Source organism: Rhodococcus sp. G6(2025) (assembly GCF_058628105.1).
In genome coordinates, this window is the sequence record NZ_CP179750.1 from 7,663,474 (window position 1) to 7,690,273 (window position 26,800).

Annotated in this window: 28 protein-coding genes and 1 pseudogene; 9 read left to right on the top strand and 20 right to left on the bottom strand. The window is 67.1% G+C overall.

Translation table 11 applies throughout. From position 1 onward, the window contains the following. Position 1: 1 nt before the first annotated feature. Together ACLIVD_RS35515 and pdhA are read right to left on the bottom strand one after the other, a co-directional pair. On the bottom strand, positions 2–1,003 hold the full coding sequence (locus ACLIVD_RS35515; protein ID WP_280779404.1) for an alpha-ketoacid dehydrogenase subunit beta: 1,002 nt from the start codon (positions 1,001–1,003) through the stop codon (positions 2–4). After that, complete coding sequence (gene pdhA, locus ACLIVD_RS35520; protein WP_491931583.1) at positions 1,000–2,085, bottom strand: pyruvate dehydrogenase (acetyl-transferring) E1 component subunit alpha; 1,086 nt, start codon at positions 2,083–2,085, stop codon at positions 1,000–1,002. Before pdhA ends, ACLIVD_RS35515 begins: the two co-directional genes overlap by 4 nt. 169 nt (positions 2,086–2,254) lie before the next feature. Here pdhA and ACLIVD_RS35525 point away from each other — a divergent pair, with 169 nt between their 5' ends. Next, a complete protein-coding gene (locus ACLIVD_RS35525; protein ID WP_016881876.1) occupies positions 2,255–2,728 on the top strand; it encodes an Lrp/AsnC family transcriptional regulator in 474 nt (157 codons plus the stop codon). A 43-nt stretch (positions 2,729–2,771) separates the two neighbouring features. Here the strand turns inward: ACLIVD_RS35525 and ACLIVD_RS35530 are convergent, their stop codons facing one another. Next, positions 2,772–4,127 (bottom strand): MFS transporter, encoded by a 1,356-nt coding sequence (locus ACLIVD_RS35530; protein WP_491931584.1) that lies wholly within the window; start codon positions 4,125–4,127, stop codon positions 2,772–2,774. 96 nt (positions 4,128–4,223) lie between these two features. Continuing rightward, complete coding sequence (locus tag ACLIVD_RS35535) at positions 4,224–5,591, bottom strand: FAD-binding oxidoreductase (RefSeq protein WP_283333242.1); 1,368 nt, start codon at positions 5,589–5,591, stop codon at positions 4,224–4,226. A gap of 105 nt (positions 5,592–5,696) precedes the next feature. On the opposite strand from ACLIVD_RS35535, the gene ACLIVD_RS35540 reads away from it, so the two are divergent. Continuing rightward, entirely contained in the window at positions 5,697–7,565 is a 1,869-nt protein-coding gene (locus tag ACLIVD_RS35540; RefSeq protein ID WP_491931585.1) for a helix-turn-helix domain-containing protein, read from the top strand. 6 nt (positions 7,566–7,571) lie between these two features. Here ACLIVD_RS35540 and ACLIVD_RS35545 read toward each other — a convergent pair whose 3' ends face one another. Beyond that, on the bottom strand, positions 7,572–8,156 hold the full coding sequence (locus ACLIVD_RS35545) for a TetR/AcrR family transcriptional regulator (RefSeq protein ID WP_009476362.1): 585 nt from the start codon (positions 8,154–8,156) through the stop codon (positions 7,572–7,574). A 101-nt stretch (positions 8,157–8,257) separates the two neighbouring features. Here ACLIVD_RS35545 and ACLIVD_RS35550 point away from each other — a divergent pair, with 101 nt between their 5' ends. From ACLIVD_RS35550 to ACLIVD_RS35560, 3 genes are read left to right on the top strand one after another with little or no spacing between them, the layout of a single operon-like run. Next, the gene (locus tag ACLIVD_RS35550) at positions 8,258–9,400 is read left to right on the top strand and encodes an acyl-CoA dehydrogenase family protein (RefSeq protein ID WP_009476363.1); all 1,143 of its coding nucleotides are present in this window, start codon (positions 8,258–8,260) and stop codon (positions 9,398–9,400) included. A gap of 32 nt (positions 9,401–9,432) precedes the next feature. After that, complete coding sequence (locus ACLIVD_RS35555) at positions 9,433–10,614, top strand: acetyl-CoA C-acetyltransferase (RefSeq protein WP_491931586.1); 1,182 nt, start codon at positions 9,433–9,435, stop codon at positions 10,612–10,614. Positions 10,615–10,662: 48 nt separating this feature from the next. Beyond that, positions 10,663–11,424, top strand: a complete 762-nt coding sequence (locus tag ACLIVD_RS35560; RefSeq protein ID WP_491931587.1) for an SDR family NAD(P)-dependent oxidoreductase — start codon at positions 10,663–10,665, stop codon at positions 11,422–11,424. Positions 11,425–11,487: 63 nt separating this feature from the next. On the opposite strand, the gene ACLIVD_RS35565 is transcribed toward ACLIVD_RS35560, so the two are convergent. The 8 genes and pseudogenes from ACLIVD_RS35565 to ACLIVD_RS35600 form a co-directional block, all read right to left on the bottom strand. Beyond that, on the bottom strand, positions 11,488–12,066 hold the full coding sequence (locus ACLIVD_RS35565) for a histidine phosphatase family protein (protein ID WP_491931589.1): 579 nt from the start codon (positions 12,064–12,066) through the stop codon (positions 11,488–11,490). Continuing rightward, on the bottom strand, positions 12,063–13,166 hold the full coding sequence (locus tag ACLIVD_RS35570) for an ABC transporter ATP-binding protein (RefSeq protein WP_491931590.1): 1,104 nt from the start codon (positions 13,164–13,166) through the stop codon (positions 12,063–12,065). The genes ACLIVD_RS35565 and ACLIVD_RS35570 overlap by 4 nt, the downstream gene beginning before the upstream one ends. A 27-nt stretch (positions 13,167–13,193) precedes the next feature. After that, complete coding sequence (locus ACLIVD_RS35575; RefSeq protein WP_491931591.1) at positions 13,194–14,864, bottom strand: ABC transporter permease; 1,671 nt, start codon at positions 14,862–14,864, stop codon at positions 13,194–13,196. Continuing rightward, entirely contained in the window at positions 14,848–15,882 is a 1,035-nt protein-coding gene (locus ACLIVD_RS35580; protein WP_491931592.1) for an ABC transporter substrate-binding protein, read from the bottom strand. The genes ACLIVD_RS35575 and ACLIVD_RS35580 overlap by 17 nt, the downstream gene beginning before the upstream one ends. Positions 15,883–15,933: 51 nt before the next feature. Further along, positions 15,934–17,397 carry a tyrosine-protein phosphatase gene (locus tag ACLIVD_RS35585; protein ID WP_491932959.1) on the bottom strand — a complete coding sequence of 488 codons (1,464 nt, stop codon included), beginning with the start codon at positions 17,395–17,397 and terminating at the stop codon, positions 15,934–15,936. 128 nt (positions 17,398–17,525) lie between these two features. Continuing rightward, positions 17,526–18,425 (bottom strand): MurR/RpiR family transcriptional regulator, encoded by a 900-nt coding sequence (locus tag ACLIVD_RS35590; RefSeq protein WP_283350952.1) that lies wholly within the window; start codon positions 18,423–18,425, stop codon positions 17,526–17,528. Positions 18,426–18,683: 258 nt separating this feature from the next. Continuing rightward, positions 18,684–19,016, bottom strand: a complete 333-nt coding sequence (locus tag ACLIVD_RS35595) for a hypothetical protein (RefSeq protein ID WP_477952355.1) — start codon at positions 19,014–19,016, stop codon at positions 18,684–18,686. 61 nt (positions 19,017–19,077) lie between these two features. Then, a pseudogene (locus ACLIVD_RS35600) lies at positions 19,078–19,281 on the bottom strand (winged helix-turn-helix domain-containing protein); the annotation flags it as partial. 92 nt (positions 19,282–19,373) lie between these two features. Here ACLIVD_RS35600 and ACLIVD_RS35605 point away from each other — a divergent pair. Both ACLIVD_RS35605 and ACLIVD_RS35610 read left to right on the top strand, forming a co-directional pair. Beyond that, positions 19,374–19,739, top strand: a complete 366-nt coding sequence (locus ACLIVD_RS35605) for an HNH endonuclease (RefSeq protein ID WP_280779392.1) — start codon at positions 19,374–19,376, stop codon at positions 19,737–19,739. A 60-nt stretch (positions 19,740–19,799) separates the two neighbouring features. Continuing rightward, positions 19,800–20,291 (top strand): hypothetical protein, encoded by a 492-nt coding sequence (locus ACLIVD_RS35610; RefSeq protein WP_283352187.1) that lies wholly within the window; start codon positions 19,800–19,802, stop codon positions 20,289–20,291. Positions 20,292–20,339: 48 nt separating this feature from the next. Here the strand turns inward: ACLIVD_RS35610 and ACLIVD_RS35615 are convergent, their stop codons facing one another. Beyond that, positions 20,340–21,023, bottom strand: a complete 684-nt coding sequence (locus tag ACLIVD_RS35615; protein WP_491931593.1) for a PAS and ANTAR domain-containing protein — start codon at positions 21,021–21,023, stop codon at positions 20,340–20,342. Positions 21,024–21,129: 106 nt separating this feature from the next. Next, positions 21,130–21,480, bottom strand: coding sequence for a YtxH domain-containing protein (locus tag ACLIVD_RS35620; protein WP_280779389.1), 351 nt, complete (start codon positions 21,478–21,480; stop codon positions 21,130–21,132). Between the two features lie 176 nt (positions 21,481–21,656). Here ACLIVD_RS35620 and ACLIVD_RS35625 point away from each other — a divergent pair, with 176 nt between their 5' ends. Further along, complete coding sequence (locus tag ACLIVD_RS35625) at positions 21,657–22,865, top strand: fatty acid desaturase family protein (protein WP_280779388.1); 1,209 nt, start codon at positions 21,657–21,659, stop codon at positions 22,863–22,865. Between the two features lie 45 nt (positions 22,866–22,910). Here the strand turns inward: ACLIVD_RS35625 and ACLIVD_RS35630 are convergent, their stop codons facing one another. From ACLIVD_RS35630 to ACLIVD_RS35645, 4 genes are all read right to left on the bottom strand, one after another. Next, positions 22,911–23,591 (bottom strand): GAF and ANTAR domain-containing protein, encoded by a 681-nt coding sequence (locus tag ACLIVD_RS35630; protein ID WP_491931594.1) that lies wholly within the window; start codon positions 23,589–23,591, stop codon positions 22,911–22,913. A gap of 383 nt (positions 23,592–23,974) precedes the next feature. Continuing rightward, a complete protein-coding gene (locus tag ACLIVD_RS35635) occupies positions 23,975–24,439 on the bottom strand; it encodes a DUF4383 domain-containing protein (RefSeq protein ID WP_491931595.1) in 465 nt (154 codons plus the stop codon). A gap of 388 nt (positions 24,440–24,827) precedes the next feature. Then, complete coding sequence (locus tag ACLIVD_RS35640; RefSeq protein WP_491931596.1) at positions 24,828–25,142, bottom strand: hypothetical protein; 315 nt, start codon at positions 25,140–25,142, stop codon at positions 24,828–24,830. A 38-nt stretch (positions 25,143–25,180) separates the two neighbouring features. After that, positions 25,181–25,600, bottom strand: a complete 420-nt coding sequence (locus tag ACLIVD_RS35645) for an Hsp20/alpha crystallin family protein (RefSeq protein WP_491931597.1) — start codon at positions 25,598–25,600, stop codon at positions 25,181–25,183. Positions 25,601–25,776: 176 nt separating this feature from the next. Between ACLIVD_RS35645 and ACLIVD_RS35650 the strand changes: the two genes are divergently transcribed. Further along, positions 25,777–26,085 (top strand): MerR family transcriptional regulator, encoded by a 309-nt coding sequence (locus ACLIVD_RS35650; protein ID WP_491931598.1) that lies wholly within the window; start codon positions 25,777–25,779, stop codon positions 26,083–26,085. A gap of 21 nt (positions 26,086–26,106) precedes the next feature. Here ACLIVD_RS35650 and ACLIVD_RS35655 read toward each other — a convergent pair whose 3' ends face one another. Next, positions 26,107–26,790: an IF2 family translation initiation factor gene (locus ACLIVD_RS35655; RefSeq protein ID WP_491931599.1), complete on the bottom strand. Its 684-nt coding sequence runs from the start codon at positions 26,788–26,790 to the stop codon at positions 26,107–26,109. Between the last annotated feature and the right edge of the window lie 10 nt (positions 26,791–26,800).

The following is a 26,800-nucleotide window of genomic DNA, read 5'->3' on the forward strand; positions in this document are numbered from 1 at the left end:
CCTACGCGGTGAAGGTGCGGTCGACGGCGTCGAGGATGCGGTCGACGTCCGGCAGGAAGTGCTCCTCGAGTTTCGCCGGCGGATACGGGACGGTGAAGCCGCCGACGCGGGCCACCGGCGCTTCGAGGTGATAGAAGCAGCGCTCGCTGATGCGGGCAGCGATTTCGGCACCGATCCCGAGGAACACGGGCGCCTCGTGGGTGATCACCAGGCGTCCGGTGCGCTGCACGGACGCGGCGACGGTGTCGACGTCGAGCGGGGAGATGGACCGCAGATCGATCACCTCGATCGACCTACCCTCGCCCGCAGCGACTTTCGCGGCCTGCAGTGCAGTTGTCACGAGCGGCCCGTAGGCGACGACGGTGGCGTCGGTGCCCGGTGCGACCACCCGGGCCTTGTGCAGGGGACTCGTCTCGGCCGCCGGGTCTATCTGCCCCTTCTCCCAGTACCGGCGCTTGGGTTCGAAGAACAGCACCGGATCGTCCGACGCGATGGCCTGCTGAATCATCGTGTGCGCATCGGCGGCGGTGCTGCAGGTGACGACGCGAAGACCGGCGGTCGCGGCGAAATACCCCTCCGGCGACTCGGAGTGATGCTCGATCGCACCGATGCCGCCGCCGTACGGGACGCGGATGGTGATCGGCATCTTCACGTTTCCGCTCGTGCGGTAGTGCAGTTTGGCGACCTGCGAGACGATCTGGTCGAAGCCGGGGTAGATGAACCCGTCGAACTGGATCTCGCACACCGGGCGGTATCCGCGCATCGCGAGACCGACTGCGGTGCCGATGATCCCGGATTCGGCGAGCGGGGTGTCGATGACACGGTTGGGACCGAAGTCCTTCTGCAGTCCGTCCGTGATGCGGAAGACACCGCCGAGTTTGCCGATGTCCTCTCCCATGAGCACGACCTTCGGGTCGTTCTCGAGGGCGCGGCGCAGGCCGGCGTTGAGGGCCTTGCCGAGCGGAAGCGTGGTCGGGGCGGCCGCGGAGATGGCTGTGCTCATGCTTCGGTTCCTTCGAAACTGTCGAGGTAGGCGGCGAACTGGCGCCGCTCTTCGTCGACGAGGGGATGAGGTTCGGCGTACACGTTGTCGAACAGGGACATCGGCTCGGGTTCGACGGTCTCGAGGCATCCACGGCGCAACGCCGCTGCGGTGTCGTCGGCGCGCTGCTGCACGGCGGCGAGGTAGTCGTCGTCGATCGCGCCCGCCGACTCGAGGAGGGCGCGGATGCGGTCGAGGGGATCCTTGCGTTTCCATTCCTCGTCGAGCGCGGCCGGCCGGTACCGGGACGGGTCGTCGGACGTGGTGTGCGGACCCATCCGGTAGGTGACCGCCTCGATCAGGGTGGGTCCGCTGCCTTCCCGTGCCCGTTCGAGCGCGGCCCGGGTCACGGCGATCACGGCGAGGACATCGTTGCCGTCGACGCGCACGCCGGGAACCCCGAAGCCCCGGCCCCGCGCGGCGATACTCACCCGCGATTGCAGGCTGACCGGTTCGGAGATCGCCCACTGATTGTTCTGGCAGAAGAACACCACGGGCGCGTTGAAGCTCGCGGCGAACCCGAAGGCCTCGGAGATATCGCCCTGACTGGTGGCGCCGTCGCCGAAGTAGGTGATCGCGGCGCCGTCGGAGCCGTCGAACTGCATGCCCATCGCATACCCGGTGGCGTGCAACGCCTGCGCGCCGACGATGATCGCGGGGGTCGTCATGTTGTATTCGAACGGGTTCCAGCCCGAGTGCGTCGACCCCCGCCAGAACCTGAGCATGTGGGTGGGGTCGACGTCGCGGCAGTACGCGACACCGTGTTCGCGGTAGCTGGCGAAGACGAAGTCGTCCGGACGGAGGGCGCGCGCCGACCCGACCTGCGCGGCTTCCTGCCCCAGCAGCGGAGCCCACAGCCCCAGTTCGCCCTGACGCTGCAGCGCGGTCGCCTCCGCGTCGATGCGTCGCACCACGACCAGGTCTTCGTACAGCGCACGCACCGCGGTGATGTCGACATCGTCGACGTACCGGGAGTAGTCCGGATGCTCTACTCGCGCACCGGTTTCGGTGACCAGCTGCACCACATCGTCATTGTCGAACACGAAAACCTCCGAAAGTGATGTACCGGGAGAGCTCGCCACCCGCGAGTGACCGTGTCGGTCAGAATGTTGCATTCACACAATCATCAGGATCCATCATGCGCAAGTGTTGTCATTCAATATAAGCAGAATGCTCAAATAGCGAGCGGCAAACTCTGGCATACTGCGCTACATGACGAAACTCGATCGGACCGACGCCCGGCTGCTGCTCGCCCTGTGCGACGCCCCTCGCGCCACCGGGGTGCAGCTGGCCTCGCTGCTGGGGATGGCACGGAATACCGTGCAAGCACGGATGTCTCGCTGGGAGGAGCAACGAGTGCTCGCACCGGTCGACCGCTGCGTGTCACCCCGCGATCTGGGATACCCCCTGCAGGCGTTCGTCACCGCGGTGGTCGACCAGCATCGCCTCGAGGACGTCATCGAACACCTGCGGGACATCGCCGAGGTCGTGGAGGTCGTCGGCATCTCCGGGGCGGCGGACCTGCACATCGGCGTGGTCGCCGTCGATGCCGACGATCTGTATCGGGTCGCCGGCCTCATCCTCGCCGTGCCCGGGATCGAGCGCACCACGGTGTCCGTGGCGATGCGCGACGCCATCCCTTACCGAACCCGGCCGCTGCTCGAGCGGATCGCCGAGGAGCAATGACGAAGGCGCTGCCGTCGACCGCCCGGCAGCGCCTGTTCTCCGATCAGTGATGTGCGGCGACGACCTCCCCGCCGACGTCTTCGACGCTGCGAGTGGGAGTTACCCGCGATCTGAGTACGAGGACCAGCACCACGGCGACGAGCATGACCGCCCCGACGACCCACAGGCCTGCGCGTGAGTTCCCGGTGGCGTCGAACAGCCATCCCGTGACGTACGGGGCCCCGAAACCGCTCGTGTTGCCCACCGAGTTGACGACGGCGATGCCTGCCGCGGCGCCCGCGCCGGTGAGGAACGTGCTGGGCAGGTACCAGAACACCGGCAGGGCACAGAACACACCGACCGCGTTGACGGTCACCGCGATCATCGTCGTGAGCGGAGACTGCATGTACAGGGCGATCGGGATGGAGACGGCTCCGATCAGGGTGGGGATGGCGACGTGCCAGATCCGCTCCCCGGTCCGGTCGGAGTGCCTGCTCCACAACACCATTGCGACAGCACCGACCGCGAACGGGACCGCGACGATCAACCCGGTGGTGACCAGTGAGAAGTCGGTGTCGAACGTCTTCTTGAAACCGGCGACGATGCTGGGCAGGAAGAAGCTGAGCGAGTACAAGCCGTAGGTGATTCCGAAGTAGACGAGCCCCAGCATCCACACGCGGGAGTCGGTCAGCGCCCGGCGAACCGAGCCGCTGATGTGGGAACCGGATTCGGCCGCCTCGGATTCGAGTTCACGAGTGAGCCAGACTTTTTCGTCCTCGTCCAGCCATGTGGCCTGCGAGGGCCGGTCCGTCAGGTAGAACCAGGTGACCACCGCGAGCACGACGGCGGGGATCCCCTCGAGCAGGAACATGACCCGCCACCCGGACAGTCCGAACAGCCCGTCCCAGTATTGAATGATGGCGCTCGACAGCGGGGCGCCTAGCGCCGACGACACCGGGAGCGCGAGAAGGAACAGGCCCATCAGCCGGACCCGATAGGCGCGGGGAAACCACAGGGTCAGGTAGAGCAGCACACCCGGGAAGAAACCCGCCTCGGCGATACCCAGCAGCATGCGCAGCGTGTACAGCGAGCCGGCATTGGGCACGAAGGCCATGGCCGCCGCGATGATTCCCCACGTGAGCATGATCCGGGCGATCCACCGGCGTGCCCCGAACCTGTGCAACGCGAGATTGCTCGGCACCTCGAACAGGAGATATCCGATGAAGAAGAGCCCGGAGGCCAGACCGAACATGGTCTCGGTGAGTCCGAGTTCCTCGCTCATCGTCAGCTTCGCCAGCCCGATATTGGTCCGATCGAGATAGTTGACGAAGTAGGCCAGGCCGAGGAACGGAATGAGCCGCCGGGCGACCTTCCGGACCACCCTCGCCTCGATCTCGGGTTTCTGCAGTACAGACGACATGAATGACTCGGCTTTCTGAGGAGTGGGCATGGGTCGGACCGCCGTGTCCCGCTCGGCCGAAAAGCTTGCGTGACAGGCGTTGGTGCTCGGGGTGGTTTACGAGAAGATCTTCCCGGGGTTCATGATTCCGTGTGGGTCGAGGGCGTTCTTCACCGCTCGATGCATGCCCAGGACGACCGGATCGAGTTCCTGGGCGAGGCCGTCCATCTTCAGTAGACCGACACCGTGCTCGCCGGTGACCGTGCCGCCGAGTTCCAGTGCCGCGTCGATGATGTCCGCGAACGCGGCCTGCGCGCGGGCGCGGGCGGCCTCGTCGTCGCGCGGCGTGATGAGGAGTGGGTGCAGGTTTCCGTCGCCGGCGTGTGCGATGTTGGCGATGGTGGTCCCGTGGTCGATACCGATCTGTTCGATGCGCGCAAGCATCTCGGGGACAGCCCGTTTCGGCACGCACACGTCTTCGGTGAGGACCGGTCCGAGCCGCTCCATCGCGGGGTAGGCCAGACGACGCGCAGCGAACAACGCGTCGGCTTCCTCCTGGTCGGTGGAGACGACAGACCAGGTGGCTCCGGCTTCCTCGAAGCACGACAGCATCTTCTCCGCTTCCTGGTCGCCGACGACTCCCGCGGTGTCGATGCGGCCGAGCAGAACGACGTTCGCCTCCACCGACAGTCCCATCTTCTTCCACGCGTCGACGGCGATGAGGCACTGCTTGTCCACCAGTTCGAGCGCCGACGGGGTGAGTCCCGCCGCGGCCACCGCGCTGACGGCCCGGCCCGCGTCGACTATGGAGTCGAAGTAGCCGGCCACCGTGCGCTGCGGGTCCTGGAGTGGACGCAGCTTGACGGTGATTTCGGTGATGACGCCGAGCGTTCCCTCGGACCCGACCATGAGACCCGCCAGATCGTAACCGGCCACACCCTTGGCGGTCTTGCGTCCGAGGCGCACGAGGTCACCGGTGCCGGTCACGATCTGCATGCCGAGCACGTAGTCACGGGTGACGCCGTACTTGACGCAGCACAGTCCGCCCGCGTTGGTGGCAACGTTCCCTCCGATCGTCGACCACGGCGAACTGGCCGGATCCGGCGGATACCAGAGTCCGTGTTCGGCGCACGCGGCGCGGAGATGGTCGTTCACCACGCCGGGCTCGACGACGGCATACCGCTCGAGCGGATCGATTTCCTTGATCGCGTTCATGCCCTCGAGGGCGAGGACGACGCAGCCGTCGGTGGCGTTCGCTCCGCCGGACAGACCGGTCCCGGCGCCCCGGGTGACGACGGCGGTGTCGTGGTCGAGGCAGGCGCGCACGACAGCCTGGACTTCGAGGGCCGTTCGGGGCCTGACGACCGCGAGTGGAGCGGCGTACGGCGCCCACTCGGCTTCGTCGTGCTGGTACTTCGCGACGACGTCGGGGTCGCGCACGACGCGATCCGCGGGGAGGGATGCCAACACTGCATCGATCAACATGGCGAAAACCGGTCCTTTGCGGGCGAGAAGGTGATGTCTCGAATCTAGCTGTGATCTGCATCTCGGCCAATGTAGATTTCATCTATCAAATCCAGGAATCCATGGATGGAGGCACCAGTGAGTACTGCCGATCGCGGCTGGATGGAACTGCTGCTCGACGACGCACCCATCGACGAACTCGATGCCCTCCGGCGCACGTTGATCGAGGAATCCGACGCGTCCGACAGGGCCGCGGTCGAACGCGAAGCCAACGCCGCACTTCGGCTCCGGGCGCAGCTCGACCAGCGCCAACAGCGCAGTAGGGAGTTGGCGGCGCTCAACGACATCGCCGCCCGATTGACGACCGTCCGCTACGACCGGGTGTTGCTGCAGGAAGTGGTCGATCAGGCGCGGCAGCTGCTCGGTGTGGATCTCGCCTACATGGGGTCGGTCTACGACGAGGAATTCGTCATCGAGGTCACCAGCGGGGCCCTGACCCCGAACCTCGTCGGAATCCGGTTGTCCCTGGACGAAGGACTCGTGGGCCTGATCGTCCGCAGGTCCGCGCCGGAGTGGACGCCCGACTACCAGAGCGAACCGGCGTTCCGGCACATCACCGGAGCCGACAGCGCAGCGCGGTCGGAGAACATGCGCGGCCTGCTCGGGGTGCCCCTGCGCGTCGCCGACCGCGTCATCGGTGCCCTGTTCGCGTGCAAGCGTCAGGAACGGGCCTTCACCGAATCCGAGATCGCGCTGTTGTCGGCGCTGGCAGCCCATGCGGCGATCGCGATCGAGAACGTTCGCTCGTTGGAACGTGAGCGAGACACCATCGCACGGCTCGAATCGGTGAACGCCGAATTATCGCAGCGCACAACCGAGCTCGAACAGATACTGCAATGGGATCGGACGCTGACTCAGGTGGTGCTGCTCGGCGCCGGGGTGCAGCGTCTGGTGCAGGAGGTCGCCCAACTCTCCCGGCAACCGGCCTATTTCGTGCAGGACGAATCCGAGTTGCCCGTGGACCTGATGCCGCACGCCGACGAGGTGTCGGCGGCGGTCCGTGAGCTGCGCGCGGGCGGCAACGACCACGCCGAACGCGGCGAGGTGATCGCGCAGCGTGTCGCGGCTGCCGGCGAGATGCTCGGCGCGCTCCTGTCCGTGGGAGCCGGGCAGCCGACCACTCGCCTCCTGCTCGAACGCGCGGCACCCGCGATCGCACTGTCGCTCGCCGAGGAACGTGCGGCGGGGGAGGCGACGCGTCGCGCACGGGATGCTTTTCTCGTCGACCTCCTGACCCATCCCGCCGCCACCGCACAGGACGAGCGCCGCCAACTGCGGTTGGCCGGACTCAACCCCGACACGACGTACTGCGTCGCCGTGGCGATCGCCGCGGGCCAGGACACGGTCCGCACCGCTCTCGGGACATTGCCCTTCCCCTCGGGAACCGTTGCAGCGGAGCATGGCTCCCGCGCCCTGGCGGTCGTGCCCGCCAAAAATTCGGCCTCCGTCCAGGCGGTGTTCACCGCCGGACGGCTCGGCGCGACGATCGGTATCGCGGAGCCCGCGCGTGGCGCGAAGGCGCTCGCGCGCGCCTACGTCGAAGCCCAGCAGACCGTCGATGTGCTCGACACATTGGGACGCGCAGGCGAGGTCTCGTCCGCGCGCGGTCTGGGCATCTACCGGATCCTGCTGAGCCACATGGCGCGTGAGCACCTCGACGAACTCACCGAGGCGCAACTGGGCCCGCTGATGGCCGAGCAGGCCAAACGCGGAGTGCCACTGCTGGAAACACTGTCCGAGTATCTGGCTCACGGCCGTCACCATTCGGCGACCGCGTCGAGTCTCGGCGTGCACGTCAACACCCTCTACCAGCGTCTCGACGCGATCGACCGCCTCCTCGGCCCGGACTGGCGCGACCCCGACAAGGCTCTCGATCTGCAGGTGCTGATGCGGTTGCGGAGAACCGCAGAACTACTCGGCGCACGAACTCGGTGACACGGTTCAGGCGCTGATGCCGCCCGTGAGGATGGCGGCGAGTTCGGCGTAGGCGTGCGCGTCGTCGAGCCCGGTGCTGTCGCGGACCCCGCGCTGCTGGATGCGGACCATCATGGTGGCGGCGAGGTCGGCGGCGAAGGCGGCGTGCACGTCGCGGAAGTCCCCGCCGGCGACGCCTTCGGTGATCAACTCCTGGACCCGGCCGGCCGCGAACTGCGTGTTCCGTTCGTATACCTCCCGTGCCGGCGGGAAGGCGTCGAGGTCGGTCATGAACTGGTCGGACGCGGCCGACAGTGCGGTGCCCACGGCCGACAGATAGGCGGTGATCCGCTCGCGGGCCCCGGTGATCGGCTCGATGTGCGACTCGACGTCGTCGGTCGCGCGGCGGAAGAAGTGCACGGTGGCGGCCCGGACCAGCTGTTCCTTGCTGCCGGCGAGGGTGTACAGCGTCGACTTCGAACAGCGCAGCCGGTTCGCGATCTCGTCGAGCGTCAAGTGGGCGAACCCCTCGACCAGGATCAGGTCGACGAGGGCGTCGAAGAGCTGGGTGCGCCGTCGGGTGGCGAAACCGGTTCGGGTGGGCTGCTCCATGACAGAAATAGTACTGGGCGATGCCTTGCAGTACTATTTCGCAATCAGTACCCTGGGGCGTAATCCAGTACTGTTTTCCGTAGCCTTCTCGAGGAGAAACCGTGGCCGTCGATCGCTTGCTGCCTACTGACGAAGCCCGTGACCTGATCCAGCTCACGCGTGACGTCGCCGACAAGGTCCTGACGCCGATCGTCGACGAGCACGAGAAGGCGGAGACCTACCCCGAAGGCGTGTTCGCCACCCTCGGCGAGGCCGGACTGCTGAGCCTGCCGTACCCGGAGGAGTGGGGCGGCGGCGCGCAGCCGTACGAGGTGTACCTGCAGGTGCTCGAGGAGATCGCCGCCCGCTGGGCATCGGTCGCGGTCGCGGTCAGCGTCCACAGCCTCGCCTGCCACCCGCTGATGGCGTTCGGCACGGACGAGCAGAAGCAGCAGTGGCTCCCGGAGATGCTCGGCGGCAACACCATCGGCGCCTACAGCCTGTCCGAGCCGCAGGCCGGATCCGACGCCGCCGCACTGACCTGCAAGGCCTCCGCAACCGACGGCGGGTACGTCGTCAACGGCGCGAAGGCGTGGATCACCCACGGCGGCATCGCCGATTTCTACAACCTCTTCGCCCGCACCGGTGAGGGATCGAAGGGAATCTCCTGCTTCCTGGTCCCCAAGGACACCGAGGGCCTGACGTTCGGCAAGCCCGAGGAGAAGATGGGCCTGCACGCCGTGCCCACGACGTCCGCGCACTACGACGACGCCTTCGTGCCCGCGGAACGACGTATCGGCACGGAAGGCCAGGGTCTGCAGATCGCGTTCAGCGCACTCGATTCCGGCCGGCTCGGCATCGCCGCCGTCGCCGTCGGTCTCGCGCAGGCCGCCCTCGACGAGGCAGTCGCCTACGCCCAGGAACGGACTGCGTTCGGCAAGAAGATCATCGACCACCAGGGGCTCGGCTTCCTGCTCGCCGACATGGCGGCGGCCGTCGACTCCGCGCGCGCCACCTACATCGACGCGGCCCGCCGCCGCGACGCCGGCCTGCCGTACTCCCGCAACGCGTCCGTCGCCAAGCTCGTCGCCACCGACGCCGCCATGAAGGTCACCACCGACGCCGTCCAGGTGCTCGGCGGCTACGGCTACACCCGCGACTTCCGCGTCGAGCGGTACATGCGGGAAGCGAAGATCACGCAGATCTTCGAGGGCACCAACCAGATTCAGCGCCTGGTCATCAGTCGCACCCTCGCCGCGAACTGACGTACCCACCCCCGAGAAAGGCTCCTCCTGATATGCCCACTTCTGTGATCGTCGCAGGCGCCCGCACCCCGATCGGCCGGCTGCAGGGTTCGCTCGCCGGGTTCTCCGGCGCCGACCTCGGCGGAATCGCCATCGACGCGGCGCTCGGCAAGGCCGGTGTGGCCCCGGACCAGGTGCAGTACGTCATCATGGGGCAGGTCCTCACCGCCGGCGCCGGGCAGATGCCCGCCCGGCAGGCCGCCGCGAAGGCCGGCATCCCGATGAGCACCCCGTCGCTGAACATCAACAAGGTCTGCCTGTCGGGGGTCGAGTCGATCATCCTCGCCGACCAGTTCATCCGGTCCGGCGCATTCGACGTGATCGTCGCCGGCGGCATGGAGTCGATGAGCCAGGCACCGCACCTGCTGCCCGGTTCACGCGGCGGTTTCAAGTACGGCGACGTCACCCTCGTCGACCACATGGCCCTCGACGGGTTGCACGACGCGTTCACCGATCAGCCGATGGGGCTGCTCACCGAGGCCGGCAACGACAGGGACGTCATCGCCCGCGAGGACCAGGACGCGTTCGCGGCCCGCTCCCACCATCTGGCCGCCAAGGCATGGGACAACGGGATCTTCGACGACGAGGTCGTCCCCGTCGAGATCCCCGCCCGCCGCGGTGAGAGCACCTGGCTGCGCCGCGACGAAGGCATCCGCCCCGACACCACCGCCGAAACCCTGGCGCGGTTGCGTGGCGCGTTCCGGGACGGTGGCACCGTCACCGCGGGGAACGCATCGACGATCAACGACGGCGCCGCCGCCGTGGTGGTGATGAGCAAGGAACGCGCCGAAGCCGAGGGACTGACCTGGCTGGCCGAGATCGGCGAGCACGGCATGGTCGCCGGACCGGATTCGGGTCTGCAGTTCCAGCCGTCCGGTGCCATCGCGAAAGCCTGTGATGCAGCCGGTATCGCGCCTGCCGAGCTGGATCTGATCGAGATCAACGAGGCGTTCGCGGCGGTCGGGATCGCCTCCACCCGCGAACTCGGCGTCGATCCCGACCGGGTCAACGTCAACGGCGGTGCGATCGCCCTCGGTCATCCGATCGGCATGTCCGGCGCCCGCATCACGCTGCACCTCGCGCTCGAGTTGCAGCGCCGCGGCGGCGGCACCGGCGCCGTCGCCCTGTGCGGCGGCGGCGGACAGGGCGACGCCCTGATCCTGCGCGTCCCCTGACAACCCCGCTTACCCAACACTGCCGCAACCCTATTCGAGGAGAACTTTGTGAAGATCGATGGAGCCGTCGCTGTCGTCACCGGCGGAGCATCCGGACTCGGCAACGCCACCGCCCGGACCCTGCACGAGCACGGCGCCCAGGTCGTGCTGCTCGACCTCCCGTCGTCCGACGGGGAAGTGGCCGCCAAGGAAATCGGGAAGGGCGCCTACTTCACGGCCGCCGACGTCACCTCCGCCGGTGACGTCACGTCCGCGATCGACTTCGCCGCGTCGCTCGGCGACCTTCGCGTGGTGGTCAACTGCGCCGGAATCGCCACGCCCGGCAAGGTTCTCGGCAAGGCCGGCGCCCTTCCCCTCGCGGACTTCGAACGCGTCGTCCGCATCAACCTCGTCGGCACGTTCAACGTCCTGCGCCTCGCCGCCGAGAAGATCGCCCAGACCGAACCCGTCGACGGGGAACGCGGCGTCATCATCGACACCGCCTCCGTCGCCGCATTCGACGGCCAGATCGGTCAGCCCGCCTACGCCGCATCCAAGGGCGGCGTCGCCGCGATGACACTGCCGATCGCCCGCGAACTGGCCCGCCACCTCATCCGCGTCGTCACCATCGCACCCGGAATCTTCGAAACGCCCATGATGGCCGGGCTTCCCGAGGAGGCCCAGAAGTCCCTCGGACAGCAGGTGCCGCACCCCTCCCGGCTCGGCAAGGCTGCCGAATACGCCGCCCTCGCCGCGCACATCATCGACAACGCCATGCTCAACGGCGAAACCATTCGCCTCGACGGAGCCATCCGGATGGGTCCCAGGTAGGCGACCGACGGTCGCTGCAGGCGGCACCCAGTCAGCGGGTGCCGCCGATGAACGCCGGGACGGTCAACGGCTCGGGGACCGTGTTGTGGTCGTGCGGTTGACCGACCGTATCCGCCACACTTCTGCCCATTCGATCTCGCTGACCGCGCCGTTGACGATGCGCGGCACTGCAATGCCACAGAGATCGCCGAGCACCGCGCGGATGAGCGCCCCGTGCGTAATGACCACGATCCGGCATCCGGGATGCATCTCGACGATCGCATCGAGGGCGCGGCGTCCACGTGCAGAAACCGCCTCGAGGGGCTCGAGGTCGGGGAAGTCGCAGTCGGGCCATCGCTGCTCGGCGTCCGCCCGGGTCAGCCCTTCGGCGGCGCCGTAGCTTCGTTCGATAAGGTCGGAATATGTTCCCGCAATGCTGTTTCCGAGATGCGCGGCGATGATCCTGCCGGTGTCGATCGCGCGCGAGAGCGGGGAGGTGACCACCGTATCCCACGCATCGGCTCCGAGCATCCGCGCGGCATCGCGGGCCTGCGCGCGGCCGACGTCGTCGAGCGGTGTGTCGGTGTGGCCCTGCAGCAGCCCCCGCCGGTTCCAGTCGGTGCGGCCGTGGCGCACCAGCGCCAATCGGGTCGTCTGGCTCATCGCGACGTACTTGCCAGCGCTGCCGCACCGAGAGTGGGTGCGGCGACCTGCGTCGGGTCCGGGTAGAACAGAGCGCGGCGGATTGTCAGACCGACGCGGTCGCCGACCACCGGCCGGGTGCCGCGTACCGCACAACGGAATTGCGCACCGTCGCAGGATACGACGACGTCGCTCGCGTCACGCCCGAACAGAGACGACATGACGATCCCCTGCGTGGTTCCGACGTTCTCCACCGTCGTCACCGCGATGTCGGTGGGCAGCACGGCGAGGGTGCCCACGCCGGACGACGTGTCGGCCAGCCGATCCCGCCCCACGTGAACGGTGCCGTCGGCGCTCGAGAACCCGTTATCGGACACGGTGCCGTGCAATAGGTTCGCGTCCGAGAGGAATTTCGCGACGAATGCCGAGCGCGGTCGCTGCACCAGTTCCTCCGGTGTGCCGACCTGCTGAATCTGCCCGCTGTCGAGCACGACGACCCGATCGGCCAGGGCGAGGGCCTCGGCGCGGTCGTGCGTGACGTGCACGACTGTTAGGTTCTGTGTGCGGGTGAGGGTGCGCAGTTCCAGACGTAACCGATCGCGCAGCGGTTCGTCCAACGCAGACAGCGCCTCGTCGAGCAGCAACGCGCGCGGCTGTGCCACCAGTGCCCTGGCGAGCGCGACGCGCTGGCGCTGACCACCGGACAGGGTCGCCGGATCGCGCTTCGCCAACCCGGGCAGCCCCACCAGCTCGAGCACTTCGGCGACCCGCTCGGCCCGCCGGGCGCGCGGCACCTTCCCGACCTCGAGCGGGTACGCAACGTTGCGCCCGACGCTGCGGTGCGGCCAGATCGCATGCTGCTGGAAGACCATTCCCAGTTTGCGCTTCTCCGGGGGCACGGTGTGTGCGCCGTCGGCGACGACCTCGTCGCCCAGGCACACGAGGCCGGCGGTGGGGGCGAGAAAACCGGCGACGGTCCGCAGCAGGGTGGTCTTACCCGAACCTGACGGTCCGACGAGCGCGACGAACTCGCCATCACGCACGTCCAGGTCGATACCGGACAGTCCCACGGTGCCGTCGGGGTAGTGAAGGTCGACACCGGTGAGGGTGATCGCGGACATGACGATGACTTCCGATCTGTAAATGGGTCAAAAGCGCCCGGCGCGGCTGCCGGCGAGCAGGCCGATACCCGCGATGCCGACGAGCGCGACGAGCAGGGACAGCGCGGACGCGGCGTTGTAGTCGCCGGCCTGCTGCAGGTTGAAGATGGACACCCCGAGGGTCTGGGTGCCCGGTGCCACCAGCAGCACCGACATGGTCAGCTCGCGCACCGCGGTCAACGCCACCAGCATGCCGCCTGTCGTCGCGGCCGGCACCGTCATCGCCCACGGCACGTCCCGTAACGACCGCAGGCGGGACGCACCGGACGCGCGCGCCGCCTCTTCCAGCGAGGTGGGGGTGGTGGACAACGGCGCACGCACCGCTTGCACGACGATCGCCAGGAATGCGGTGACGTACGCGCACAGGATCACCCACCGGGTGTCGAACAAGCTCGTGTAGCGGCCGACGATCAGCCAGCCCACAGCAATGACCAGCCCGGGCACGGCCTGCGGCAGCATCGTGAGCAGATCCAGGCTCGTGTTGTCCCGCGCACGGGTGCGGGTGGTGAGCACTCCGACGACCAGCCCGGCGACCGCGCACACGATTCCCGCACCGACGGCGAGGAAGAGGGAGTTCTGTACGCCGACCAGGGTTCCCGGCGCGGTCACCGCTGCCACGATGCTGTCGAGTGTCAGATTGTCCAAGGTCAACGGCACGCCGGGCGCGGGGAGGAGCGCCTGGGACGCCAGCGCGAGGATCGGGAGTCCCGTCAGCGCGAGACCCACGGTCCAGGCCAGTGCACCGGACAGGATCCGGACACCGCCGAGAGGTAGCGGTTGCGGGGCGGTGACCGGGCCGTCGAGTTGCCGGGTGCGCCGAGACAGTCGCCGATCGACGACCACCGCGAGTACGGCGAGTAGCAGCAGCACGATCCCGATGGTGGAGACCACCTCGAGCGGACGGTCCACCGTGCCGGACTGGATGTACCGGTACACCATCGTCGACAACGTCACGTACCGGTCCGGCAGACCGATCAGGGCGGGAATCCCGAAGTCGGCCAGGTTCGACACCGCCGTGAGGGTGAACGCGGCGAGCAGTGCGGGCCGCAGCAGCGGCAGCGTCACGGTGCGCATCGCGTGCCACGGGGAGGCGCCGCCGATGCGGGCGATCTGTTCGAGGTCGCCGGGCACCCTTCGCATCGCCGCCGCGATGATCAGGTACGCCATCGGGTACGAGTGCACCGTCAGCAGGAACACGACGCCGTCGCCGCCGTCGATGTTCCACAGCGGAGCACCGAACGTCTCGGTCCAGAACCGGTTCACCGTGCCGCTCGGGCCGAGCAGGCCGGTCCACGCAATCGCGCCGACGAAGGGCGGGATCAGCAGCGGCGACAACAGAATCAGGCGCAGAATACCGCGCCCGGGCAGATCGGTGCGGTCGAGCAGCAACGCCATCACGGTCGCGAGAACCACCGCGAACACCGCCGACAGACCGGCCGACACCACGCTGTGGGTCGCGGCGCCGACGATATCGTCGTCGATCAGCTGTCCGATGTGGTTGCCGCCGACGCCGAGTGACACGACAGTGGCGAGCGGCGCGACGATCACCGCCGCGACGAACAACCACACCGCCACCCGCACGGCGCCGACGGGCTCGAACCGCCGCCCGGGCAGGGCTCGGGCGGCGGGAGAAGATTCGGTGCTAACCGACGAGGCCATTGAACTTCCGGACTGCCTCGTCCTGGATCTGCGTGATCTTCTGCAGATCCGGGGTGAGCAGCGCGAGTTCGGACAGTGCCGGTGCTCCGTCGGGGGTGCCGACGTCGCCGCGCACCGGCAAATACTGCTGCTCGACGGCCAGTTCCTGGCCCTGCTTGCTCACGAGGAAGTCGACGAACTTACGTGCCGCCTCGGCGGCGTCCGAGTCGGTGAAGATGCCTGCCGGCTGCGAGATGTAGGGAATGCCGTCGGTGGGATAGGCCAGCCCGATCGGAGATCCCTTCGCCGCCAGTTCCCGCACCAGGTAGTCGACGACGATGCCCACCGGCTGCGTTCCGGCCGCGACGGCCTGCCCGACCGGTCCATTACTTTCGGCGACCACCGGTTCGTTCGCGGCCAGTGCCTCGAGCCAGCTCTCGCCGAGTTCGGGGGTGCTGAGCCACACCGCGGTGTTGAAGGCGGCGGCACCGGACACATCGGGGTTCGGCAGCGTGATCTTGCCGAGGTACTTCGGGTCGGCCAAGTCCTTCCACGCGGTGGGAGGCGAGTCGACCGCCGAGGTGTTGTACGCGATCACCGTCGGGATGATGCGGGTGCCCACGTAGAAGCCGTCGGGGTCGACGACGTCCGGGTTCAGTGCGTCCACGTCGGCGGGGGTGTACTGCTGCAGGAGCCCTTCGGCCTTGTAGCCCTCGAAGGTCGGGGCGTCGGCGGCGAGCAGCACGTCGGCGCCGATCGTGCCGGTGGTGCGCTCGGCCTCGATGCGGGCGGTGAGGTCGCCGGTGCCCGCGCGGAACACCTCGACGTCGATGCCCGTCTCCTCGGTGAACGCGGCGACGAGCGCATCGATCTTGGCCTGCGGTTCGGAGGTGTACACCGTCAGAGTCTGGGCGTCGCCGCTCGCGGCGGTGCCGGTCTGTTCGGCGTCGGATGCGGCGGGCTCGGAGCACGCGGCGAGGGTGAGCACGGCGACGGTGCCGAGCGCGGCGACCGATATGCGGCGGGACAGGGATTTCACAAGTTTCTCCTGGTCGAAAGGGGTGGGTATCGATGGGATGAGGAGTTCGGGTCAGGGCGCGGCGGCGGTGAGGGTGGGGCTCGACCTGAACAGCACGTCGGGGGTGTGCAGGGGAATAGGCAGCGCGCTCACCCCGTGCCGTGAGCAGCGGACTATCGAATACGTCGGGGCATCGAACCCGACGACGGTGTCGGCGGACGTCCCGATGTCCTGCAGGTAGGCGAGCGAACCACCCACCCACAACGGGATCCCGGCGAACATCCCACTCATCGGGTGGTGGAAATGGCCGGCGAGGATCGCCATGACGTCGGAGCCGTCGAGCGCCGCGGCCAGTTCCTCCGGGGCGGCCAGTTCACGTCCGGCGAGTGTGGCTGCGGGTGACGGTACCGGTGGGTGGTGCAGTGCCAGGAGTGTGCCGTTCGGTGCGGGCGAGCCAAGCTCGGCGCGCAGCCGGTCCAGGTCCTCTCGCGACACCGATCCTGTCGCGGTGTCGAGCCCGATCACCCGGAATCCGTGCACGTGTTCTATCGGGTTTCGCCCGAAAACCGTTGTGAAGCTTGATGGTTCGTCGTGGTTTCCGGGGACGACGACCACCGGGCATCCGAGCCGGGCGCGCAACTCGGCGAACGCCGCGGCGAGGGCCGGGTAGGTCGAGGATTCACCGTGGTGCGACAGGTCTCCGGTGACCACGACGACGTCCGGACGCAGCATCGACGATTCCACGCGCTCGGCGACCTGCCGCACCCGGGCGGTGCCGTCGACCTGTGTGTAGAGCGGTGCGGCGGCGGTGGCGTGCACGTCGCTCAGGTGCAGCACCGTGAGTTCGGTGGTGTCGAGCAATCGCACGCGCAGCGCCTCGAAGTCGGTCTCCGTGAACCCGTGGGCACGAAGATAGTTCGTGACTGTTTCGTACCGGCCGCGGACGTGAGCGAGGGCGGAGGCCATCGCCGGCGGTGGCGAATCCAGGTGGAGTTCGAGTGCCCGGGCGTAGTCGGCGGGGTCGAGTGAAAGCCCCGCCAACAGTCGCCGCACCGGTTCCTCACGGTGGGGTCGCACCTGCGTTCCCGACCGGGCGTAGTCGTCGAGGATCACCGCGTGCGGAACGCCCACTGCCGCGAGAGCCAGGGCGACGACCAGTCCCGTGCGGTCCTTACCTGCGGTGCAGTGCACCAAGACCGGGGCGGGGGCGTAGGCGAGGGCGCGTAGCGCCTCCGTGAGGGCGCCGCCACGTTCGTCGAGCAGTGTCCGGTAGACGACGGCGATGTCCCCGATCTGCGGCGGACCCGTGCGCGGGTCGTACAGCGGATGGTGCGCCACCGACCAGTCGCCCGTCGTATCCGCGGTGGCACGTTCGGTGACGTCGCGCAGGTCTATCACCGTGCGGATACCACACGCGCGCAAACTGTTCCGGCCTTCGTCGCGAAGGTGATCGAGCGCTGCGGAGCGGAACAGTACGCCCGGTGAGAGGCCGGGCCCCGCGACCGCCCGCACATTGAATGTGCCGGCAACCTCCATCGCCTCCACGATCCACCTTTCACCACTCAACGTTCCATTCGTTCCGGAACGGCGTTCCGTCGGTGACATCGTGTGGGGCGGGATTGAACGGGTGGGACCGCGTCGCCCAACAGTCGGTGGCGGGAACGCTAACAGTCAGAGGGGTTCCGAGTGTCGCAACCGCTCGTACGATGCGGTTCATCGGGAAGTGAATCGCTGAGCGCGTCAGCGACGACGTCGCGCGCCCCGGTGTCCACCGCACCCCGCTCGGGATGGCCCAGCACCGCACGTTGCAGGGCATACAGGATCGTGAACTGGCTGATCCTCGCCGAGAACGAATCCGCCTCGTTCTCGTGCAGACCTGCTCCTGCCCACAAGACGTGCTCGGAGATACGGGTCAGCGGGGTATTGGAGTAACTCGTGATCGCTATTACCGACGCGTTCCGTTCACGCGCCGCCGCGCACGCCCTCAATGTGTGGGTGTTGGCGCCGGAGTAGCTGACCGCGAGACACACATCCTCGGCGTTCAGCAACCGCGCCGAGAACTGCTGCCCGAGGATGTCGAGCGGCGCCTCCACACTGCGCCCTGCGGTGGTGAAACGTAACGCCGCGTCCTGGATCGGTGGCGACGAGAAGCCGTTACCCACCATCAGGATCCGTCGGGCCCGGACGATCAGGTCCACGACGACCGCGAATCCGGCGGCATCGATCGTCGCGTGGGTCGCGGTGAGCGCCTCGGTGGCAGCCCCGAACGCCGCGTCCACCGGGGTAGCCGCCTGATGCTCGGGGTCCGTTGTGACGCGGGCCAGTTCGAGCCGGAGATGCTGAAATCCACGAAATCCGAGTCTCTGACATGCGCGCACCACAGTAGCCGGGGACGTGCCCGATGCCGCCGCGAGTTCCGCCGTCGACAGCTCGACCACCGCCGCCGGCTCAGCGAGTACAGCCCGCGCGACTCGCTGTTCACCGGGGCCGAGTGTGGCCAGACCGGCACGCAACCGTGCGAGAGTGGCGCTCGAACGCCACGGGTCGGCGAAGGAATGCGACATGTCGGCTGCTGTCCTGTTCGTCCCCACGCCGGTGGACTCCGGCGGTGTCAGGATCGTCAGGGTAGCCACCATTGCACGGCTGTCGACGAGGGGCGGCGCCGGTTCACCACGGCGTCATCGAACGGTTGCACACCGTCCATCGGCTCGCCACCGGTGACGATCGGATTTCACAGTCCGGGTGGGTGAGGGGTGGGGCATCGACGCCGTGTGCTGCGTTCAGAGCCTTCGGGCAGCGCGCGAGGGGGACACTCCGCGACACTAGTGCGGGCGCGTCTGGCCAAGGAACGTCTCCGGGATGGACGGCCATTCGGGCTGCCAGCGGCCGCGGCGTTGATCGTCGGCGATTTCGGTGAGGAGACCGGTGACGGGTTCGCCGCCGTCGGCCACCAGGCGGGGCAGTCCGTATTCGGCGCAGTCGGCGGTAACGGGAATGAGGACCCGTTTCGCGTCCACGGCCCTTCCCGCGGCGGCCAGGCACCGGGCGTGCAGAATCCTGGCCTCGAGGAGGGCCCGCGGTCGCCGCGCTGTTTCGAGTGCCCGTACCACCGCTTCCACACGGGCACAGGCATGGTCGTAGGCGTGAGCGGTCACGAGCAGCCGGATCTGGGAATCTTCGTCGATTTCGGTTGTTCGTGTGCTGATCGCGGCTGGCGCGCTCGAGTCGGCGGCGGAGAAACTCGGCGAACAGATGGTGATAACGGAACCAGTCGCGGTCGTCGTCGAGGCTGCGCAGGAAAAGATCCCGCTCTTCGACCTCCTCGAGCAGCGCCTGCCCGCGGGTCGCGTCGGCAAGGACCCCCGCGAGGTCGCCGCTGATTTGTTCCGGAACCGCAGTGACCATCAGGAAGTCGAGAAGTTCGGTGGAGGAGGAGAGGTAGCGAAACTGGTCTCGGCCCGTGGGCCGGCGGAGCACTGGCCATCGGCGGGCGGATCGGTCACGATCGACGGGTGGACCGCACCGCCCGACTCGCCCTCGCCGTCGACCGGCAGGGCGGACGATGCCTGTGGTGCGGTCGTCGTTTCGGACCGTTGATTCCGCCGACCACTGAACACCTCGTGCCACGACTCAAGGGCGGACCCAGCATCGCAGCCAACGAGGCCGCCGCCTGCCCGCGGTGCAATGCGGACCGCGGCCACACCGGTCCGGTCGACTGGCTCGCGCAATGCCGAAGCCGACACGGTTGGGCCCCGCAGGCAAGCCTGCTCGCGACCCTCCTGAACGCGTTGGACGTCGAACTCGACCACGTGGGTGGGCATCGCCGCGCCAAGCGGTACCTGTCCGGCCAACTGCGGCGCTGCCGGAGCGGCCGGTGATGTGCGCGAGACAGTGATGGCGGCCTGTGTGGCTGCGCCCGGGGCCGGGCACTCTCCAGTATGGGATCGAACGCAGGCCGCCCCGCCGGCTCGACGGCCGCTGCTCTCGGTGGTCGCCTGATGAAACTGGTCGGAGACCGCGACGCCGCCCGGTTCTCGTGCGAGATATCCCGAGTGTCCGCCGAACCGCACCCCGTCGGAGAGCGGTCGCTCTACGGCGATCTGCTCGCCTGGGTTGTCGATTCCATCGTCGGAGTGGTGATCGCGCGCCTGGGCGCCGCAGGCCCGGGAGAGAGGTTCATCCTCGACCTGCGCTTCACGGACGGCGGGTACGTCGACGTCGATGCCCTTCCGGCATCGGCGCGGTGGGTGCTGCGGACGGTGTCGGCCGTCCTCGCCGAGGATCACGAAGAGGTGCAGCGGTCGCTCACCGCCGCCGAACAGCAATTCGACCTCACCATGCGCGCGGAAACCCTGGCCGACGCACTCATCTGGCTCGACTTCGTTCTCGAGGTCGACCTTCCCGACCCACCGGACGTCACCACCACATAGGTAGGGACACCTGGTCGGGAGCGGTTCCTGCGGGATGTCGGCCGCCAGTCAGCCCGGTGCCCCCGGCTGGGTGTCGGAGTGCTCGTGTGCGGTCAGGAGTAGGTGGTCGAACCGGGCGCGAAACGATTCGGGGAGGGTCGCCTCGGCGGCGAGGGCGTCGACGAAGCGCTGGGCGAGGGTGTGAAGTTTGGTGTTGCTCTCCTGTGAGCGCCAGGTGAGGATGCCGAAGGCACGCTCGGAGGAGATGCCGTAGACGAGCATGAGTGCACCCTTGGCCTGCTCGATCACCGCCCGCGATTGTTCGAGTTCGGCGACGGCCTCGGTGAGCGCCGCGTTGAACTCACGGAGGTCGGTCTCCAACGTTTCGGTGACGTCGATGTAGTAACCCGAGGTGCCGATGACCTGGCCCTTCTCGTCGAGCATCTGATCGCCGACCACGATGACGTGGTGGATGCGGCGGTCGGTGTCGATGATGCGGTGCTTGCTGCTGAACGGCTCACCCGCGTGGATCATCCTGTCGAAGAGTGCGGCGACCTGCGCATGATCGTCCGGATGCTTGTGGGAGAGCATCAGTTCGGTGGTGGGGGTGATCTCGCCCGGGTGGTAGCCGTGCATCCGAGCGACGGGATCGGACCATTCCCAGCGCTCGCCGTCGAGGTAGAACCGGAAACTTCCGCCCTGTGGGGGAGCGTTCGAGCCGAGGAGCTCATGACTGTCCACGACGACACCCACAGCCGGCCGTGCTCGACCACCCTCGCCTCGACACCACTGTCACAGTATGCCGAGAACTGACATCCGAATGCGCAGAAATCAGCTGCCCGCACTACTGCCTACTCGCTCAGTTCGGGCCCTGGGTGTGTTTGCCCTCCGTCGGCGACGTGACGGTTGCCGGTTCCGTGGTCATCGGAGTGCGGCCCGCAGCTTCCCCTAGTGACACTCCATTCGCGGGGGTGTTCGTGTCGGTGCCACGGTGGGTGGCCTTCTTCGCCAGTTCGCCGACCTTGTGCTGCACCTGCGGCGCCTTGTCCTTCACGGCCTCCGTGGCCTCGCTCACCTTCTCCTGCACGGTGGGGTTGTGCCAGAGTTCGACGGACTGATGCCTCATCTTCTCGTAGGTCTGCCGGCCGGACCGAGTGCCCAGGACGAACCCCGCGGCCGCGCCAGCTGCGAAGATCAACGCTTTCTGCATGACATCTCCTGATTGTTGTGGGGCACGAGCGGTCGGCCGAATCATCGTCCGAACGCCCTCCTGCACAGCTTGCCCTCAACTGCCGAACCCAAACCGCGCCGGCGACGACCTCCGAACTCACCCACATCTCATCTGCACGTAACCTACGGTGGCGTAACTTGCCGTAGCGTTAGGTCATGGCGATTTCGGATGTCAAGATGTACACCCACCTGAGCGAGGCCGATGTAGAAGCGCTCGGGATCGAGTTCGACGCGATCCGGCGAGACATCGAAGCCTCGCGCGGGGAGAGTGATGCCCGGTACATCAGAAACGCGATCCGACTGCAGCGGTCACTCGAAATCGGTGGGCGCGCAATGCTGTTCGCGAGCCTGTTTCCGCCGGCATGGCTCGCGGGCACCGCGATGCTCGGCACCGCCAAGATTATCGAGAACATGGAACTCGGTCACAACGTGTTGCATGGTCAGTGGGATTGGATGAACGATCCGGAGATCCACTCGTCGTTCTGGGAGTGGGACATCGCCGGCCTGTCGGAGCATTGGAAGCAGACCCACAACTACGTTCACCACAAGTACACCAATGTGCTGGGGATGGATGACGACGTGGGCTACGGCATGCTGCGGGTCACTCGCGATCAGCAGTGGACGCCGTTGAGCGTCGGCAACCCGGTCTACAATCTGTTGCTGCAGTTGTTCTTCGAGTACGGCGTTGCCCTCCAGCACCTCGAGCTCGGCAAGGTGGCCACGGGCGATTTCGACCGCGACGAGCTCGAACGCCGGTTCCGCGAGGTGCTCGAGAAGGTCGGCCGCCAGGTGCGCAAAGACTACGTCGTCTACCCGGCGCTCACCGGTCCGGCGTTCCTGACGACCTTCACCGCGAACCTGACGGCGAACATGATCCGCAACGTGTGGACGAACGCCGTGATCTTCTGCGGTCATTTCCCCGACGGCGCCGAGAAGTTCACTACGAAGGACCTCGAGAGCGAGACGCGCGGTCAGTGGTACCTGCGGCAGATGCTGGGTAGCGCGAACTTCGAGGCCGGCCCGGTCATGGAGTTCATGAGTGGCAACCTCTGCTACCAGATCGAGCACCACCTGTTTCCGGACCTGCCGAGCAACCGCCTGCGTGAGATTTCCGTGCGGGTGCAGGCGCTGGCCCAGAAGTACGACCTGCCCTACACCACGGGTTCGATGTCGACGCAGTACTTCGAGTCGTGGCGGACCATCGCCAAGCTGGCGCTGCCGAACAAGTTCCTCACAGCGACCGCCGACGACGCGCCTGAAACCGCATCGGAACACAAATTCACCGACCCGCGCCCACAGATCGATCCGGTCACGGGCAAGCGCCGTGGGCTGCTGTCAGCGCTTCGCGCTCGGGCGGGAGTCTGAGGATCGCTGGAGGATGGGCCAAGTGCCGGTTCGTGGCCGGTACTCTCATCTGCGTTCGGCAATCCGCTGCGCGATAACACTCAACCGGGTGTTGGTTTCCTGGGAGAGTCTGCTGAGCAGCTCGAACGCACGGATCGCGTCGATGTCGAATCGCTCCATCAGCATGCCCTTCGCCTGCCCGATGACGTCACGTGAGGCGACCGCCGACCGCAGCTGCTCTTCGGTGCGTACAGCGGTGAGCGCCAGCGCGGCGTGGGCGGCCAGAACCTCGCCCGCTACCTCCTCGTCGGGACCGAACGCGTTCGGAGTGAATGCAAAGAGGTTGAGTGCCCCCATCTTTCCTTCGGAGGTATACAACTGAAAAGACATCGAACTGAGAATTCCCACATCGACGGCGGCGGCAGCGAACTGCGGCCATCGCGGTTCCGAGCGAAAGTCGTCGCTTCGCACCACGAGGTTGTTGAGCGCCGCCGCCACACACGGTCCCTGCCCGAGTTGCTGCTGAGCGTGGTCGAGCTTTCGGAGCAGCTCGGATGTCGGCGCAACGGTCTCGAATTTCTTGCCGCCGGATATGAGCAGAATGCCCGCGCATGTTTCGTGCGGCATCAGCTCGACCACTGCGGCGGTGACTGCGCGCAGGCGTTCGTCGAGGGTGCGTGGACCGGAGAGACTGCGAGCCAGCTCAGCCATGGTGCGACTGAGGTCCCCGGCGCCGGAATCGCTCATTACCACTCCTCGGTTCGATCGAAAAGGATGGCTACAGGAAGCCACCCATACCACCATAAGCACCCCGGCTCCTGTGCCGAACCCGAAATGCAGGTTCTTTCCATTGGCAGGGAGTGCGGCGCTGTTTCGGTGAAGGAAGCAGCACGCCCTTTTCGCGGTGGTCGGGATGAAGCAGCAGCGGTGCGAGTGACGCCGTGGCACCCGTTCTGCTCGCCCCTCCCTCGTCGAGCGAGCCGGATGCGGGGAATACTCCAGCACTCTCAGTCCGAGCTCGCTGCGCATGGAAGCCGAATACCCTTCACCGAGAACGATAATCACCGCATCGATGCCCCGCCGGCGCACCCCGGGCCGAGCGTCTGGTCATCCGGAGGACGGTCCGGCGCTCACAGCCTCCCGGCCCGGGGCGCGGTCGCCGCGGTGTTACGGGAGAGCAGGAACCCGAGCGCAACCATGGCGACACCGAATACGAAGTGCAGCCAGTTGTCGGCACTGTTGACGGGCACGAAGTTCGCGCCACTGTTCTGGTCGATGAGCAGGCCGTAGATCCACAGGACGAGGTAGATGACTCCGCCACCGATGAGGAACAGTTTGGCGGTGTCCGCTCGGCGGGACATCGCGATACCGGCGACACCGAACAACAGGTGCACGATGTTGTGCAGGATCGAGACCTCGAACACGCCCAGCAGCTTGGCTTCGGAGTGGTGGCCGGCGAAGGTGAGCATGTCGTAGTTGGTGGTGATACCCGGGATGAAGCCGAGGACTCCGACCAGGAGAAAGACCGCACCGACGATCAGGGCGGCGAGTTGGAGTGGTGAGCGCGTCGTTGGTGACGCAGCCGGTCGAGTCATGGGAGTGCCTTTCTCGGAGGGTAGGAACTCGAATGTCTGTTCCCGAGTGGTACCCCTGCATCCCACCGTGAAACAGTCGGGGAAGCCGCCACGGACGCGGCGAACCGTCCCCGTAGACCCCGCCGGTCAGCGTTGCCTCCAATCGTGCGCTGCGCCAGGGCTTGTTGCCGCCCTCTCGCGCTTTGGGCGGCCCCGCCGGCTATGGGCTTAACCGGGGAGCCTGGCCGTCGTCGCGTCCGGACACGACGAGGACGTGAGTATCGAAGTACCCCGCGGCGAGCGAGAGTAATCCGTGTCATCGCAATTGCTTTCACCTCGAACGCCGGGGGTACACGGATGGACATCGCAGACAGAGAGGTGGGTGCTGCACCTCGGAGGTGTTCATGCGCTATTCATCACCTACCTTCCACACCGGTGGCCGTCGATTGTCCCCCTGCGGTGGCGAGCGTTGGGTGGCAGATACTTCCGGGTTCGGAACCTGGCGTCGCGTGGTGGTCGGCACCGCGCGCAGCGGGGTCCTGGTGTTCTCGCCGTCGGCGTCGGTGGTCACAGCCGGTGCCGAGTCCGTGTGGACGGGGGCGAGCGCGTCGGCGAAGATCAGGTCCACCTCGGCCAGCATCAGACACTCGAGGTCATCCCATTCGTCCTCGGCCTGTGGCAGTTCCGGTTCCACGGTCGAGGGGCTGATTTGTGCGTACACCATCGTGTTCATCCCTCCGCGGTATGTCGGATCGGCACGGGTCAGGCGCTGACGGCCTTTCTGTCGTCACTCTGGGTGATCTCGATCTTCCGGGCCTTGGCGCGTTCGGCCACCGGGATCGTCAGCCGAAGCACCCCCGATTCGAAGTTGGCCGTGATCCGGTCGGCGTCGAGGTTGTCGCCGAGGAACAACTGACGGCTGAATACGCCCCTCGGGCGCTCCGAGGCCAGCATTTCCTGGTTGTCGGCGCGCGCGGGACGTTCGGCATGAACGGTCACCACATTGCGCTCGACATCGAGCTCGACCGAATCGGCGTCCACCCCTGGCAGGTCGAACTCGACCACCAATTGTTCGCCTTCGCGCCACGCGTCCATCGGCATGGCCGCCGGTCGCGCCGTGGTGCCGAGGATCTGCTGAGTCAGGCGGTCGAGATCGCGGAACGGATCAGTGCGCATCAACATTGTCTCCACCTCCAGAAACCCGAATCGTGATAGGTAACCTTCAGCAAATGCTGTAGATTCGTTGTAGCAAACGCAGTAAATGCTCGCAAGAGGGTATGGCGAACTTATTCGCGAGGAGGACGCGCGATGTCGACCGACGACGAGTCGCGAGCGAAACAGGGGTCTACGGCATCACCGTGGCATCCGAGCTCTCCGGGTTCGGCACTCAGGCGCTACGTTTCTACGAGCAGCACGGCCTGATCAACCCGGCGCGCACCAGCGGCGGAACCCGCCGCTACAGCGACGACGACCTCCTACGCTTGCGGCGCATCGCCGAGCTGATTGCGGACGGGGTCAACCTGACGGGCATCGCTCGCGTCCTCGACCTCGAGCACCTCAATATGGAACTCGCGAGCGACAACGCTCGGCTCGTCGAGGCCAATAGCCGGCTCGAGAGCGACAACGCTCGACTCAGAACGGACGAGACTCGCGGCGGGCCGACCTGAGCTCCCAATCAGGCTGTCCGGTCAGCGTTGCCCGTTGGCTACCGTCTCGTTGCGGCGCTTGGACTTTTCCGCTTCGGCCAGTTTCTCGACGCGGTCGGCGCGAGCGCGTTTGTCCGCTGCCTCGTCCTGTTTGTTCGCGGCGTCCTTCAGCTGGGCGTTGGCCGGCGCTGCCGCCGCTTTCTCCGCCTCCCGGAGTGTGGCCTGCTCGGCGCGGTGCTCGGCCTCTGCAGCCTGGGTGCGTTGGGCGGCAAGCTGATCGGCGTTCTTCTTCGCGACCTGCTTGCGCTGCTCGGCGTCTCGTTCGGCGGCTTGTGTCCGCTCGTCCTCACGTCGGCGTGCCTGCTCGATGTCGCGCTGCTTCGCCTCGCGCGCCGCCGCCTGCTCGTCGTGAACCTGCTTACGCTTGATTTCCAGTGCGGTGTCGGCCTCGCCCTCGGTGCGTGCCGCTTCCTGGTCGAGTTCCGCTGCCCGCGCCAGTGCGTCGCTGCGCTCGGTGAGTGCCTCACCCCGGCGCTCGGTGTCACGGTCGCCGAGCGCACTGCCGACGGCGCCGTCGAGCACTCCGAGGGTGCGTTCGTACATCAGCCGGGTCGGTGATTCGGTTGCCAGCCGGGACATCAGCTGGTCTTCGACGAGTTGCAGAGGAATCCGCAGGATCGTGTACTGCAACCGCAAGATCGTGATGGGGACGGTGAGGATGTTCATGGAATCTCCG

Bases quoted from the DNA above. Each gene is read 5' to 3' on its own strand.
- ACLIVD_RS35630 (WP_491931594.1), bottom strand. From the start codon at position 23,591: ATGAGCGATTCCGGCGCCGGGGACCTCAGTCGCACCATGGCTGAGCTG.
- ACLIVD_RS35565 (WP_491931589.1), bottom strand. From the start codon at position 12,066: ATGAGCCAGACGACCCGATTGGCGCTGGTGCGCCACGGCCGCACCGAC.
- ACLIVD_RS35515 (WP_280779404.1), bottom strand. From the start codon at position 1,003: ATGAGCACAGCCATCTCCGCGGCCGCCCCGACCACGCTTCCGCTCGGC.
- ACLIVD_RS35575 (WP_491931591.1), bottom strand. From the start codon at position 14,864: ATGGCCTCGTCGGTTAGCACCGAATCTTCTCCCGCCGCCCGAGCCCTG.
- ACLIVD_RS35590 (WP_283350952.1), bottom strand. From the start codon at position 18,425: ATGTCGCATTCCTTCGCCGACCCGTGGCGTTCGAGCGCCACTCTCGCA.
- ACLIVD_RS35530 (WP_491931584.1), bottom strand. From the start codon at position 4,127: ATGTCGTCTGTACTGCAGAAACCCGAGATCGAGGCGAGGGTGGTCCGG.
- ACLIVD_RS35640 (WP_491931596.1), bottom strand. From the start codon at position 25,142: ATGGTGTACGCACAAATCAGCCCCTCGACCGTGGAACCGGAACTGCCA.
- ACLIVD_RS35620 (WP_280779389.1), bottom strand. From the start codon at position 21,480: ATGCAGAAAGCGTTGATCTTCGCAGCTGGCGCGGCCGCGGGGTTCGTC.
- ACLIVD_RS35625 (WP_280779388.1), top strand. From the start codon at position 21,657: ATGGCGATTTCGGATGTCAAGATGTACACCCACCTGAGCGAGGCCGAT.
- ACLIVD_RS35545 (WP_009476362.1), bottom strand. From the start codon at position 8,156: ATGGAGCAGCCCACCCGAACCGGTTTCGCCACCCGACGGCGCACCCAG.
- ACLIVD_RS35635 (WP_491931595.1), bottom strand. From the start codon at position 24,439: ATGACTCGACCGGCTGCGTCACCAACGACGCGCTCACCACTCCAACTC.
- ACLIVD_RS35610 (WP_283352187.1), top strand. From the start codon at position 19,800: ATGGGATCGAACGCAGGCCGCCCCGCCGGCTCGACGGCCGCTGCTCTC.
- ACLIVD_RS35555 (WP_491931586.1), top strand. From the start codon at position 9,433: ATGCCCACTTCTGTGATCGTCGCAGGCGCCCGCACCCCGATCGGCCGG.
- ACLIVD_RS35570 (WP_491931590.1), bottom strand. From the start codon at position 13,166: ATGTCCGCGATCACCCTCACCGGTGTCGACCTTCACTACCCCGACGGC.
- ACLIVD_RS35645 (WP_491931597.1), bottom strand. From the start codon at position 25,600: ATGTTGATGCGCACTGATCCGTTCCGCGATCTCGACCGCCTGACTCAG.
- ACLIVD_RS35540 (WP_491931585.1), top strand. From the start codon at position 5,697: ATGGAGGCACCAGTGAGTACTGCCGATCGCGGCTGGATGGAACTGCTG.
- ACLIVD_RS35585 (WP_491932959.1), bottom strand. From the start codon at position 17,397: ATGGAGGTTGCCGGCACATTCAATGTGCGGGCGGTCGCGGGGCCCGGC.
- ACLIVD_RS35535 (WP_283333242.1), bottom strand. From the start codon at position 5,591: ATGTTGATCGATGCAGTGTTGGCATCCCTCCCCGCGGATCGCGTCGTG.
- ACLIVD_RS35655 (WP_491931599.1), bottom strand. From the start codon at position 26,790: ATGAACATCCTCACCGTCCCCATCACGATCTTGCGGTTGCAGTACACG.
- ACLIVD_RS35525 (WP_016881876.1), top strand. From the start codon at position 2,255: ATGACGAAACTCGATCGGACCGACGCCCGGCTGCTGCTCGCCCTGTGC.